This window comes from Streptococcus sp. NSJ-72 (assembly GCF_014334035.1).
GTDB lineage: Bacteria > Bacillota > Bacilli > Lactobacillales > Streptococcaceae > Streptococcus > Streptococcus constellatus.
In genome coordinates, this window is record NZ_CP060489.1 from 562,568 (window position 1) to 576,121 (window position 13,554).

Genomic DNA, 13,554 nt, shown 5'->3' on the forward strand with positions numbered 1-13,554 from the left:
GTATGGAACTTAAAGGAAAAAATATTTTTATAACTGGTTCAACACGTGGCATTGGACTTGCAATGGCTCATAGGTTTGCAAGCTTAGGTGTCAACATTGTTTTAAATGGTCGCCGTGAGATTGGTGAGGAGCTCATTTCTGAATTTTCAGATTATGGAGTTCAGGTGATTCCGATATCTGGTGATGTATCAGATAGTACAGATGCTAAGCGAATGGTAGAGGAAGCTATTGAAAAACTTGGAAGCGTGGATATTCTGGTCAATAATGCTGGTATCACAAAAGATAAACTTATGTTGAAATTAACTGAGGAAGATTTTGAGCAGGTTTTGAAAGTGAATCTTGTTGGTGCTTTTAATATGACACAAGCGGTTTTGAAGCCAATGACAAAAGCTCGTCAGGGTGCTATTATCAATGTATCTAGTGTTGTCGGCTTGATTGGGAATGTCGGTCAAGCAAATTATGCAGCTTCTAAAGCTGGGCTTATTGGTTTCACTAAATCTGTAGCACGTGAGGTAGCAGCTCGTAATGTACGAGTAAATGCTATTGCACCAGGCATGATTGAGTCAGATATGACCGATGTTTTGTCTGATAAAGTAAAAGAAACTACACTAGCTCAGATTCCAATGAAGCGTTTTGGTAATACCAGTGAAGTGGCAGAAGTAGCGACCTTTCTAGCTCGTCAAGAGTATTTAACAGGACAAGTTATTGCTATTGATGGTGGCTTAGCCATGTAACGATAAATTAAGTTGGACAAAAATAGAAGGTTTTGAAGAGATATTTTTCTTAGCTATAAATCAGAATAAAGGAGTTCGATATGAAACTAAATCGAGTTGTTGTAACAGGATACGGACTGACTTCACCGATTGGGAATACACCTGAGGAGTTTTGGAATAGTCTTGTAAACGGCAAGATTGGAATTGGTCCAATCACGAAGTTTGACAATAGTGATTTTGCTGTTCACAATGCAGCAGAAGTTCAAGACTTTCCTTTTGATAAATATTTTATCAAAAAAGATACCAATCGTTTTGATAACTATTCTCTTTATGCACTTTATGCCGCACAGGAAGCTGTAAATAACGCAAAGTTAGATGTTGAAAGCATCAATCATGACCGTTTTGGTGTTATTGTCGCATCAGGTATTGGTGGCATTAAAGAAATTGAGGATCAGGTTCTTCGCTTGCACGAAAAAGGTCCAAGACGTGTCAAACCAATGACGCTACCAAAAGCTTTGCCGAATATGGCAGCTGGGAATGTCGCTATGCGCTTTGGCGCAAATGGAGTTTGTAAATCCATTAATACAGCATGTGCTTCATCAAATGACGCTATCGGAGATGCTTTTCGCTCTATAAAATTTGGTTTTCAAGATGTTATGCTCGTTGGTGGGGCTGAAGCATCTATTACACCATTTGCTATCGCTGGTTTCCAAGCTTTGACGGCTTTATCTACAACTGAAGATCCAGTTCGTGCTTCTATTCCATTCGACAAAGATCGGAATGGATTTGTTATGGGTGAAGGTTCTGGGATGCTGGTTCTAGAAAGTTTGGAACACGCTGAAAAACGTGGAGCAACGATTTTAGCAGAAATTGTTGGTTATGGTAATACTTGTGATGCTTATCATATGACCTCCCCACATCCAGAAGGAGCTGGTGCGATTAAGGCGATGAAAATGGCACTTGAGGAAGCTGAAATTTACCCTTCAGACATTGCTTATGTGAATGCTCATGGAACTTCTACACAAGCTAATGAAAAAGGTGAAAGCCAGGCAATTGTCGCTGCTTTAGGAAAAGAAGTACCAGTTTCTTCCACAAAGTCCTTTACAGGTCATTTACTTGGAGCAGCTGGAGCTGTTGAAGCTATTGCAACTATTGAAGCGATGCGTCATAGCTTTGTACCAATGACTGCGGGAACACAAGAACTCTCAGACTACATGGAGGCAAATGTTATCTATGGGCAAGGGAAAGAGTATGATATTCCTTATGCTATCTCAAACACTTTTGGTTTTGGTGGACATAATGCAGTTCTTGCATTCAAGCGCTGGGAGGCTTAAATGAATATTAATGAAATCAAAGATTTGATGGCTCAATTTGACCGATCAAGTTTACGCGAATTTTCTTATAAAAATCAAAGCGATGAATTAACTTTCAGTAAAAATGAAGGACAAGTTGCGACACCATCTGCCAAAGTAGTTCCGCAAGTAGCGCCAATCCAGCCTTCGGTAGGTATCGCAAATACTCTTTCACAAACAGAAATGCTGGCTCCAGATACAACTGAAGAAACAATATCTGTAGCAAAGTCGGATGCAGCTGAAGGTGATGTTGTAGAAAGTCCTTTGGTTGGGGTAGCTTATTTAGCCGCTGGTCCGGATAAGCCACCGTTTGTATCAGTTGGTGATCAAGTGAAAAAAGGTCAGACCTTGATGATTATTGAGGCCATGAAAGTCATGAATGAAGTTCCGTCACCTAAAGACGGTCTAGTTACAGAAATTCTGGTTCAAAATGAAGAAATGGTTGAATTTGGGAAAGGGCTGGTACGCATTAAATGATTGATATCAATGCAATAAAAGAAGCGCTTCCTCACCGCTACCCGATGCTGTTGGTGGATCGCGTTTTGGAAGTCAGTGAAGATGAAATTGTCGCTCTTAAAAATGTGACAATTAATGAGCCTTTCTTTAACGGACATTTTCCTCAGTATCCTGTTATGCCTGGCGTTCTCATTATGGAAGCTTTGGCTCAGACTGCTGGTGTGCTGGAATTGTCTAAAGAAGAAAACAAAGGTAAGCTAGTCTTTTATGCTGGTATGGATAAGGTCAAGTTCAAGAGACAAGTTGTTCCAGGTGACCAGCTTATCATGACTGCTAAATTTGTCAAACGTCGTGGAACAATTGCTGTTGTGGAAGCTAAAGCAGAAGTTGACGGGAAGTTAGCAGCAAGTGGTACTTTAACTTTTGCACTCGGACAATAAAAGGAGATTTCACCATGTTTCGTAAGATTTTAATTGCCAACCGTGGGGAAATTGCGGTACGAATTATTCGAGCGGCCAGAGAATTAGGAATTACGACAGTAGCAGTTTATTCAAAAGCTGATAAAGAAGCTCTCCATACCTTACTGGCAGATGAAGCAGTTTGTATTGGTCCAGCAAAGTCTACAGAATCTTACCTCAATATGAATGCAGTATTGTCAGCAGCTGTTTTAACAGGCTCTGAAGCAATTCATCCGGGTTTTGGCTTTTTGAGTGAAAATTCTAAGTTTGCGACCATGTGCGAGGAAGTTGGCATTAAATTTATTGGTCCGTCGGGAGCGGTAATGGATTTAATGGGTGATAAAATCAATGCGCGTGCTCAGATGATTAAGGCGAATGTGCCTGTAATCCCAGGTTCTGATGGTGAAGTTCATACGTCAGACGAAGCACTTGCGATTGCAGAAAAAATTGGCTATCCAGTCATGCTCAAAGCTTCTGCTGGCGGTGGTGGCAAAGGTATTCGGAAAGTTGAAAAGACAGAAGATTTAGCAGCTGCCTTTGAATCGGCTTCTAGTGAAGCCAAAGCAGCTTTCGGAAATGGTGCTATGTACATGGAACGGGTCATTTACCCAGCTCGGCATATTGAAGTTCAAATTTTGGCTGACCAACATGGTCATGTCGTTCACTTAGGTGAACGCGATTGCTCGCTTCAAAGAAATAATCAAAAAGTGTTGGAAGAAAGCCCGTCGGTTGCAATTGGTAAGACCCTTCGTTGTCAAATTGGTGAAGCTGCTGTACGAGCTACTCAATCTGTTGGCTATGAAAATGCAGGGACGATTGAATTTTTGTTTGACGAAGGAAAAAGAGAATTTTATTTCATGGAAATGAACACTCGTGTTCAAGTTGAACATCCGATAACAGAATTTGTAACAGGGATCGATATTGTTAAGGAACAGATAAAAATCGCTGCGGGGCAAGAGCTAGCTTTTGGTCAAGAAGATATACATATAACGGGACACGCTATTGAATGTCGAATCAATGCTGAAAACCCTGCCTTCAACTTTGCACCAAGTCCAGGAAAGATTTCCAATCTTTATTTGCCAAATGGTGGTGTGGGGCTGCGTGTAGATTCAGCAGTTTATCCAGGTTATACGATTCCACCTTATTATGATAGTATGATTGCCAAAATTATTGTGCATGGTGAAAATCGTTTTGATGCACTAATGAAGATGCAACGCGCACTCTATGAATTAGAAATTGATGGTGTGGTGACAAATACTCGCTTTCAAATGGATTTGATTGCTAATCCAAATGTTATTGCTGGAGATTATGATACAGCTTTTCTTATGGAGAAATTTTTACCAGCTTATCAAGATAAAAAATAAAGGAGTAAGTAGAATTCATGGCTTTGTTTTCAAAAAAGGATAAATATATTCGCATCAATCCAAATCGTTCTAATCGCGAAACGCCTCAATCAAAGCCTGAGTTTCCCGATGAATTATTTTCAAAGTGCCCAGGTTGTAAACATATCATTTACCAAAAAGATTTAGGAAGTGAATGTATTTGTCCACAGTGTGGTTATACGTTTCGTATTTCAGCTTTTGAACGTCTCAATCTGACCGTAGATGCCAATAGCTTCGAGGAATTGTTTACAGGGATTGAAACGAAGGATCCTCTGAATTTTCCGAATTATCGTGAGAAATTGAAAAAGATTCGCGAAAAAACAGACTTGGATGAAGCAGTGCTCACAGGAATTGCTACAATTGATGGACAAAAGACGGCTTTGGGAATTATGGATTCCAATTTTATCATGGCATCTATGGGAACGGTTGTTGGTGAAAAAATTACTCGTCTTTTTGAATATGCCACAGAACATAGGCTGCCTGTCACTTTGTTTACCGCATCTGGTGGTGCGCGCATGCAAGAGGGGATTATGAGTTTAATGCAAATGGCTAAAGTGTCCGCAGCAGTGAGACGACATTCCAATGCTGGCTTGTTTTATTTGACAGTTTTAACTGATCCAACAACAGGTGGAGTGACGGCTTCATTTGCCATGGAGGGAGACATTATCTTGGCTGAAACGCAAGCGTTAGTTGGTTTTGCAGGTCGTCGAGTGATTGAAACCACTGTCCGCGAAAAATTGCCAGACGATTTTCAAAAAGCAGAATTTCTGCTTGAGCATGGTTTTGTTGATGCCATTGTCAAGCGCTTGGAATTGCGTTCCACCATTGCTAGACTGCTTGCTTTCCATGGAGGTAAACAATGACGAAGATTACTCGAATTATTAAAGAAGCACGAGATCAGGCGCGGTTGACAGCTTTGGATTTTGCACAAGGAATTTGTGAAGATTTTATTGAATTGCATGGAGATCGCTCTTTCCGAGATGACGGAGCGGTAATTGGTGGTATTGGAACTCTGAATAGCCAGCCAATCACTATTGTAGGGATTCAAAAGGGACGGAACCTTCAGGATAATTTGCGCCGTAATTTTGGTCAGCCTCATCCAGAAGGGTATCGGAAGGCACTTCGTTTGATGAAGCAGGCAGAGAAATTTGCTCGTCCTATTGTGACCTTTATTAATACAGCTGGTGCTTATCCAGGGGTTGGGGCTGAAGAGCGCGGCCAAGGAGAAGCGATTGCGCGTAATTTGCTCGAAATGAGTGATTTAAAGGTGCCAATTATCGCTATTATTATCGGTGAGGGCGGATCTGGTGGTGCGCTCGCTTTAGCGGTCGCAGATAGAGTGTGGATGCTCGAAAATTCGATTTATGCCGTTCTCAGCCCAGAAGGTTTTGCTTCCATTTTATGGAAAGACGGCAGTCGTGCTATGGAAGCAGCGGAACTCATGAAAATCACCTCTCATGAACTTCTTGAGATGAAAGTAGTAGATAAAGTCATTGCTGAGACAGGGCTTAGAAATCAAGATTTACTGAATGCTGTGAAGCAGGAAATTGTAGAAGAGCTTACTTATTTATCTAAGCAACCGGTTGAAGAATTGTTAGAAAATCGCTATCAACGATTTAGAAAATACTAATAAAATAGAGCAGAAGATAGTTTTCTACACTGCTCTTTTTATTTTTTGCAAATCAGTTTTTTCGCTTTATTTTTTGATATAATAGGTAATAGACAAAAGGAGAAGAGATGTTTATTATTGATTTTATCTTGCATATTGACGAGCATATTTACAATATTGCCAATGCAGTAGGTGGCTGGACTTATCTGATTTTATTTTTGGTGATTTTTATTGAAACAGCTGCTGTTGTATTTCCGTTTTTGCCGGGAGACAGCTTACTTTTTGCCGCCGGTGCCTTATCAGCCAATCCAGAAATGCATTTTAATGTTCTGCTTTTTATGCTCCTATTTTTCGTTGGGGCTTTTGTTGGTGATACCTGTAATTTTTTTATTGGCAGAACCTTGGGCTATCGTTTTGTACATTATAAATTTTTCAGCAAGTTGATAAAAGAAGAGAATATCAAAGAAGCGGAGGTATATTTTGAAAAACATGGTTCCTCTTCCATTATTTTAGGACGTTATATTCCCATTATTCGTACCTTTGTGCCTTTTGTAGCAGGCATTAGTCAATTCCCTATTCATTCTTTTCTGAAACGAACTTTCCTTGCTGCCTTATCTTGGTCTTTGATTGCGACAGGGGCGGGTTATCTTTTTGGGAATATTCCCTTTGTGAAAACTCATTTTTCAGCTATTATTTTTGGAATTGTCATTGTTACCTTACTTCCAACTGTGATAAGTGTTATTCGCAGTGCAATGATTAAAAAGCGAAACAATCAAATGAAGAGATAAGAAAACTCTGAGATGATTTGAAAATCTCAGAGTTTTTATGTTACTTCGGTGCGATGACATCTACACCACCCATGTATGACCGTAGCACTTCTGGAATCGTAACAGAACCATCTTCATTTTGATAATTTTCAAGAATAGCTGCAACGGTACGACCAACTGCAAGACCAGAACCATTCAAAGTATGTAGAAGTTTAACTTTGCCGTCTGCTTCGTCACGGTAGCGGATTTGAGCTCGACGAGCTTGGAAATCTTCTGTGTTAGAGCAACTAGAAATTTCACGGTAGGTATTCTGTGCTGGAATCCAGACTTCCAAGTCGTAGGTCTTAGCAGCAGAGAACCCCATATCTCCCGTAGAAAGAGCTACAACACGGTAAGGCAGATTTAGCTTTTGCAGGATGTTTTCAGCGTTTGCAGTCATCTTTTCCAGCTCTTCATAAGATTCTTCTGGCTTGGCAAATTTAACCATTTCCACTTTGTGGAATTGGTGCAGACGAATCAGACCTCGCGTGTCACGACCGGCAGAACCAGCTTCGGAACGGAAAGACGGACTCATAGCTGTGAAGTAGATTGGCAAGTCTTTCCCGTCTAGAATTTCGTCTCGGTAGTAATTTGTCAAAGGAACTTCAGCAGTTGGAATGAGAACATAATTAGTGTCGCACAATTCAAAAGTATCTTCTTTGAATTTTGGATATTGACCTGTTCCAAACATTGAATCATGATTAACCATGTAAGGGGGGATGACCTCTGTGTAGCCCTCTTTTTGATGCTCGTCTAACATGAAATTGTAGATAGCACGTTCTAAACGAGCGCCAAGTCCCTTGTAGAAGAGGAAGCGAGCGCCAGTGACTTTTGCTCCGCGTTCCCAGTCTAGAATATCAAGATTTTCTCCAAGATCCCAGTGAGCTTTTACTTCAAAATCAAATACACGTGGTGTCCCCCAACGGCGGACTTCTACATTATCATCTTCATCAGCGCCTACTGGTACACTATCGTGAGGAATATTTGGTAATGTGGTTGTAAATTCAGTTAATGTAGCGTCAATTTCTGCTAATTCTGCGTCTAATGCTTTCACTTTGGCAGATAATTTTTGCATGGCAGCAATTTTATCATCAGCATTTTCTTTATTACGTTTTGCTTGGGCAATTTCTGCTGACACCGTATTTCGTTCTGCTTTTAAATTTTCGACTTTAACCAAGAGTTCACGGCGTTTGCTATCAAACTCTTTCATTTTATCAAGTGTTACAGCATCAACGCCACGAGTTGCTAGTTTTTGTGCAGTAGTATCAAAATCTGTGCGAATGCGTTTAATATCTAACATAAGACCTCCTAGAATAAAAGTGCACCTGTGAAACTGTTGGAGTGGCAGGGCCACGGTTCCATCCAACTTCACATAAGTGCACTTGATTATTTATGAAATTAGTAGTACGGTAGAATTTCAAGCTAGCTCTCTATCTGCTCACAGCTGCCGCAGACTTTCTGAAAGAGATACTAGATTTACTTATCCGTTTCTTACGATTATACAAAAATTCTTATTTTTTTGCAAATAGATTTTTAAAAAATTGACCAATTGTTTGAATCAGTGTTGGTAGTTTAACGACTTTGTCATTACCGATATGATTTCGGGCATGTTTCAAAATAGTCCCAGCATCTTTTGAGGCAAAGAGGAATTTACCTTTGTCGGTAAAAACTTCAAAATGACGACTAATTCGTTTGCCTGAAACATTAGCGCCAATTTGATTGATAGTATCCCAAGGGATTTGGATGTAATCTTCAACATTGGCATCCGCATAAAATTCAAGTGCTTTATCTCCAATTAAAAATTTACCAACTTTTCCTCCAATTCCCAGATAAGAAGTTCCGGTTGTTTGAAAATCAATTTTTGTATTTTGTGATTGTGCCATCTTTCCCTCTTTTTCTTAAATCTTTCCTTTTCATTATACCATATTTGCATTGAAAAATTTTTATTTTCTTCTTTGAAAGGTATCTTTGATTGCCAAATTTTAAAAATTTAACAGTAAAAAAAGAAGGCTTCTGCCTTCTTTTCATTTTACATCAAACCAATAACCTTGGCGATAATACCAACGATGAATAATCCGATGATGATAGTGATTGGTGAAACTTTCTTCTTAAGCAACCACATGCAAAGGAAAGTAAGGAGAAGTCCCATCAAACCAGGAATCAATGAATTTAATTGACCTTGTAGCGTGTTTGCTCTTTCAGGAGTTAAGCTAAGTCCATTTGCGACATCGCCTAAGATTTTTTGAAGCTGTTCACCACTTACAGCACCTTTAGGGAAATTGATGTAAGCTCCTTCTGAGAGTTTTGTTGAAGGAAGTTGAAGTGCAAAGCTAACATTTACCCAGCGTTCAACAAGCACAGCAAGGATGAACATACCGAGAATAGAAGCTCCTTTAGTGATATCTTGAAGGATACCGCCTGACATATCTTTAGTAATTTCAGAACCAGCTTTATAACCGAGTTCTTGAGTGTACCACAAGAAGGCCATACGGATAAGATTCCAAAGAACGAAGAAGAGGATTGGGCCTATGATGTTCCCTGTTGAAGCAAGAGAGGCACCAAGAGCTCCAAGGATAGGACGAACTGTGAACCAGAATACAGGGTCGCCGATACCAGCAAGAGGCCCCATCATACCGATTTTAACCCCTTGAATGGCAGCATCATCAATTTCAACACCATTTGCTTTTTCTTCTTCCAAAGCAAGTGTAACCCCGATGATAGGTGCAGCTACGTATGGGTGAGTGTTAAAGAATTCCAAGTGACGTTCAAGAGCAGCAGCTTGGTCTTCTTTGTTAGTGTAGAGTTTTTTGATAGCCGGAATTAACGCATAAGCCCAACCTAAGTTTTGCATCCGTTCATAGTTCCAAGAACCTTGCAAGAAAGTTGAACGCCACCAAATTTTTTGACGATCTGATTTTGATAATTGAATTTTTTCTGTCATGATATTAGTAGCTCCTTTCTTAGTAGTCTTCTAAAATATCACCAATTGGGTCATTTGATGTAGCAGAACCTCCTCCGCCACCATTGCCACCTTTTTTAGAAAGGTTAAGGTAGATAAGAGCGATTGCAACACCGATTGTACCAAGAGCGATAAGAGTTAATTGGCTAACAGCTGCAAGTGCAAAACCGATAGCAAAGAATGGCCATACTTCGCGAGTTGCCATCATATTGATAACCATAGCATAACCAACGGCAACGACCATACCACCACCGATAGCCATACCATCTGACAACCATGCAGGCATTGCAGAAAGTAAGTTTTGTACTGATTCAGCTGGGATAGCAAGAAGAAGCGCAGCAGGAATAGCGATACGCAAACCTTGAAGGACAAGAGCAAACAAGTGAGCACGTTCTACGCTTGCGATATCACCTTTTTTAGCAGCGGCATCAGCACCATGAACAAGGGCAACTGAGATAGTACGAACGATCATTGTAAGGAAAAGACCAGCAACAGCAAGTGGGATAGCAACAGCAGTTGCGACAGCAACACCTTTGTTTGTAAAGTCTCCACCTTGTACCATAATAATAGCGGCAGCAACAGATGCAAGAGCAGCATCAGGCGCAACAGCAGCACCAATATTTGCCCAACCAAGAGCGATCATTTGTAGTGAACCACCAAGCATTACACCCGCTTCCAAGTGTCCTGTTACAAGACCGATAAGTGTACATGCAACAAGTGGTTGGTGGAATTGAAATTGGTCTAAGATTCCTTCAAGTCCAGCAAGAAAGGCAACGAAGACCACTAAAATCATAGAAATAATTGACATATTCTAAATCCTTTCTATTATTGAACGTTGGCTTTATTAATTAAGTCAAACAAATCTTTTTTAGAGTCGTTTGGTACTTTACGTACGTCAAATTCGACTCCTAGGTCACGCAATTTTTCAAAGGTTGCAACGTCATCTTTATCCATTGACAAGACGTTATTGACCATTGTTTTACCCGTTGAGTGAGCCATTGAGCCAACATTAAGTGTTTTGATATCGACACCGCCTTCAACCGCACGGAGTGCATCTTGAGGAGTTTCAAAAAGAATCAATGCATGTGTGTTACCAAAACGAGGGTCTTTTGCTACTGCAATCAATTTGTCGATTGGGACAACATTTGCTTTGACATTACCAGGTGCAGCTTGCTTGATCAGCTCCTTACGAAGCTTATCTTGCGCTACTGAGTCAGAAGCAACGATGATACGATCTGCTTTAGAATCTGGTGTCCAAGCAGTCGCAACTTGACCATGCAGAAGACGTGTATCGATACGTGCAAGATTGATTTTTAACTTGCCATCGCCAATAACGGTTCCTTCTGGAATAGTAGCCTGAGCAGTCGGTGCAGTCGGCGCACTTGCTACTTCAGCTACAGGATTTAGTTCTTCAGGAAGAGCTTTTACTCCTTCCTTGGCTTCTTTGATGATGTTTGCGACAACAGTGTCAACGCCAGCATTGGCATCCATCATTCGTTCTGTATAAGCTTGAATCAACATTGGCAGATTCAAACCTGTAATGATCGCGAACTTACGGTCAGGATTTTCACCCATTACGCGGCTAGCTTGGTTAAATGGAGAACCACTCCAAAGGTCAGCCAAAACTAGAATTTCATCGTTCGCGTCAAAAGCAGCCACAGCATCATTGAACTTAGCATACAAATCATCAGGACCTTCGTTTGGCATAAAAGTTACAACTTGAACTTTTTCTTGCTCACCAAAAATCATAGAACCTGATTGATGAATACCAGCAGCAAATTCACCATGGCTTGCAATAATGATTCCGATACTCATTATTGTCTTTCCTCCTTATAAAATGTTTGACTTAAGTTTAAGAAAAATTTAAGACTATTTAAGTATAAAACGTTTTCATGAAAAATGCAATAGTTTAAGCTAAAAAAAGTCAAATTCTTTCATATTTTTGACAGATTGTAAACAGATAAGGCTAGTCATTTAAACAATATATTAACCTTGAAAAACGTTTACAAAAAATTATGAAAGTATGAAAAATATTCTTTCTTTTCTTGGAAAACATCGAACAGAAAAAGAAAACTCAATAAATAATTTAGAGAAATGTTAAATCCAAAAAGCTAAATTCATCATATAAAATTTATAGCATAAAACTGAATCCACTTTACTACATGATTTTGTAACAAACTACTAAAAAGAATCGGGCAGAAGACCTGTCCAACTCTAAGCATTGTTATAAAAATAGTTTCAATAATTGATGAGCCACTCCATCTTGATCATTGGTCAGTGGTAGTTGTTCATCTGCATAGGGAAGAAGTGTTTGACTAGCGTTTTTCATAGCATAGCCTGTACCGGCAAATGCTAACATCTCTGTATCATTGTGCTCGTCTCCGAAAGCAATTAAATCTTTTCGATCTACGTTCAGAATATCTAATAAATATTTTAAAGCAAAGGCTTTGTTTACGCCCTTTGGAGTGCATTCAAGGATATTTAGCGGTCCTCCCCAAGTGTTGATAGAGAGCTGCTGTTGATAAAATTGATTTAATTCATCAGCTAAGGCATATTTATCAGTAGCGTGTGTTTGCAAGAGGATACAATTGGGATTTTTAGTCACTAAGTCAGGGATGAATTGATTTTCAGGTCGAAAGGATTCCACACCGAACAATTTTGGATCGGCAATTGCTTCATTTGGTGTTGTAATATAAAATTTCTTTCGGTACTCACCAGCGATGAAGTCCGCTTTAATTTCTTGTTTCCGTTTGACAATATCCAATAGATATTCTTTGTCTAAGGTGATGCATCTTTCTTGTTGCCATTTTTTCTCAGGAATATGAGTCAAAGAACCATTGAAATTAATCATTGGCGTATGTAACTCCAACTCTTTGTAAAATTCTCGTGCCATCCGATAAGGTCGTCCTGTTGTGATAACAACATGGTGGCCTTTTTTAGAAATTTTTTTAATGGTTTCTTTTGTAAATTCAGACAGTTTGCTGTCAGAATTGAGCAAAGTTCCGTCTAAATCTACTGCAATTACTTTTTTTGTCATAATTTACTCTTTCATTTGTGCTGTTTTCTATTATAGCAGATTTTAAGATGAAAGTGCATAATTTGTGATATAATGTTTTCTTATATAATGAAGGAGGACATCGAGTATGCGTAAAACAATTATCATTCATATTTTCTTTGCAATCATTTCTGCTATCGTTTATGTCGAAGGAATTTTAACGAAGGGACCGGATTTGATCTGGAATATGTTTTTAGCTTTGATTGCCTATGATACAGCTTTTCTAGCCATTCAGTTTAAAAAGAAATGGTTTTTCCTACCTGTCATTCTTCTTTGGCTAGCATTTTACCCCAATACGTTCTATATGATTACGGACTTGGTACACATGCACTGGGTGAGTGATACCTTGTGGAATCGAGAAAGCTTACATCTTTTTATGGCATTTGTTCCAAGTATTTTCTTTGGAGTTTTATGTGGAATTGAGAGCTGGAACATGATTGTACATTATTTAAGGTTGAATTGGTGGACAGAGTATTTAGCTATTGGAGCGGTGTCGTTTTTATCTAGTTTAGCCATTTATATAGGTCGTTATGATCGACTTAATTCTTGGGATTTAGTTAGTCATCCCACACTAGTTTTTGAGCGTCTGGCAGTGTCTTTGCAGCGGGAGAGTCTGCTGTTCATTTTAGGGTTTACCTTTATTCAAATCATGTCCTTGGTCTTTTTGAGTAAAAATCAGTCTAAATAAAGATTTTAGATAAAACTCACTGCAATAATTTGTTTGTTTTTTGAAAATCTGTTGAAATTATGAATGTTTTGTGTTA

At 39.3% G+C, this 13,554-nt stretch carries 15 protein-coding genes; 9 read left to right on the forward strand and 6 right to left on the reverse strand.

Annotated features, from left to right (window positions below; all coding sequences use genetic code 11):
- Positions 1-2 precede the first annotated feature (2 nt).
- The 8 genes from fabG to H8787_RS02865 all read left to right on the forward strand — a co-directional run bounded on the left by fabG (position 3) and on the right by H8787_RS02865 (position 6,758).
- Complete coding sequence (gene fabG / locus H8787_RS02830; RefSeq protein WP_187328192.1) at positions 3-734, forward strand: 3-oxoacyl-[acyl-carrier-protein] reductase; 732 nt, start codon at positions 3-5, stop codon at positions 732-734.
- A gap of 80 nt (positions 735-814) precedes the next feature.
- A complete protein-coding gene (gene fabF, locus H8787_RS02835; RefSeq protein WP_003070404.1) occupies positions 815-2,047 on the forward strand; it encodes a beta-ketoacyl-ACP synthase II in 1,233 nt (410 codons plus the stop codon).
- The gene (accB, locus tag H8787_RS02840) at positions 2,048-2,542 is read left to right on the forward strand and encodes an acetyl-CoA carboxylase biotin carboxyl carrier protein (protein ID WP_187328193.1); all 495 of its coding nucleotides are present in this window, start codon (positions 2,048-2,050) and stop codon (positions 2,540-2,542) included.
- Complete coding sequence (gene fabZ / locus H8787_RS02845; RefSeq protein WP_003070400.1) at positions 2,539-2,961, forward strand: 3-hydroxyacyl-ACP dehydratase FabZ; 423 nt, start codon at positions 2,539-2,541, stop codon at positions 2,959-2,961. Before accB ends, fabZ begins: the two co-directional genes overlap by 4 nt.
- A gap of 14 nt (positions 2,962-2,975) precedes the next feature.
- On the forward strand, positions 2,976-4,343 hold the full coding sequence (accC, locus tag H8787_RS02850; RefSeq protein WP_187328194.1) for an acetyl-CoA carboxylase biotin carboxylase subunit: 1,368 nt from the start codon (positions 2,976-2,978) through the stop codon (positions 4,341-4,343).
- Positions 4,344-4,360: 17 nt separating this feature from the next.
- Entirely contained in the window at positions 4,361-5,224 is an 864-nt protein-coding gene (gene accD, locus H8787_RS02855; protein WP_187328195.1) for an acetyl-CoA carboxylase, carboxyltransferase subunit beta, read from the forward strand.
- Positions 5,221-5,991, forward strand: a complete 771-nt coding sequence (locus tag H8787_RS02860; RefSeq protein WP_003070395.1) for an acetyl-CoA carboxylase carboxyl transferase subunit alpha — start codon at positions 5,221-5,223, stop codon at positions 5,989-5,991. Before accD ends, H8787_RS02860 begins: the two co-directional genes overlap by 4 nt.
- 107 nt (positions 5,992-6,098) lie before the next feature.
- Positions 6,099-6,758 (forward strand): VTT domain-containing protein, encoded by a 660-nt coding sequence (locus H8787_RS02865; RefSeq protein WP_006269362.1) that lies wholly within the window; start codon positions 6,099-6,101, stop codon positions 6,756-6,758.
- Positions 6,759-6,798: 40 nt separating this feature from the next.
- Here H8787_RS02865 and serS read toward each other — a convergent pair whose 3' ends face one another.
- The 6 genes from serS to H8787_RS02895 form a co-directional block, all read right to left on the reverse strand.
- Positions 6,799-8,076, reverse strand: a complete 1,278-nt coding sequence (gene serS / locus H8787_RS02870) for a serine--tRNA ligase (RefSeq protein WP_187328196.1) — start codon at positions 8,074-8,076, stop codon at positions 6,799-6,801.
- A 211-nt stretch (positions 8,077-8,287) separates the two neighbouring features.
- Entirely contained in the window at positions 8,288-8,659 is a 372-nt protein-coding gene (locus H8787_RS02875) for a DUF956 family protein (RefSeq protein ID WP_003070388.1), read from the reverse strand.
- 146 nt (positions 8,660-8,805) lie between these two features.
- Positions 8,806-9,717 (reverse strand): PTS system mannose/fructose/sorbose family transporter subunit IID, encoded by a 912-nt coding sequence (locus H8787_RS02880; RefSeq protein ID WP_003070386.1) that lies wholly within the window; start codon positions 9,715-9,717, stop codon positions 8,806-8,808.
- A gap of 19 nt (positions 9,718-9,736) precedes the next feature.
- A complete protein-coding gene (locus tag H8787_RS02885) occupies positions 9,737-10,543 on the reverse strand; it encodes a PTS mannose/fructose/sorbose transporter subunit IIC (protein WP_003070383.1) in 807 nt (268 codons plus the stop codon).
- A gap of 17 nt (positions 10,544-10,560) precedes the next feature.
- Positions 10,561-11,550, reverse strand: a complete 990-nt coding sequence (locus H8787_RS02890) for a PTS sugar transporter subunit IIB (protein WP_187328197.1) — start codon at positions 11,548-11,550, stop codon at positions 10,561-10,563.
- 409 nt (positions 11,551-11,959) lie between these two features.
- A complete protein-coding gene (locus tag H8787_RS02895; RefSeq protein WP_003070380.1) occupies positions 11,960-12,772 on the reverse strand; it encodes a Cof-type HAD-IIB family hydrolase in 813 nt (270 codons plus the stop codon).
- 106 nt (positions 12,773-12,878) lie between these two features.
- On the opposite strand from H8787_RS02895, the gene H8787_RS02900 reads away from it, so the two are divergent.
- Entirely contained in the window at positions 12,879-13,478 is a 600-nt protein-coding gene (locus tag H8787_RS02900) for a DUF1361 domain-containing protein (protein ID WP_187328198.1), read from the forward strand.
- Positions 13,479-13,554: the final 76 nt, after the last annotated feature.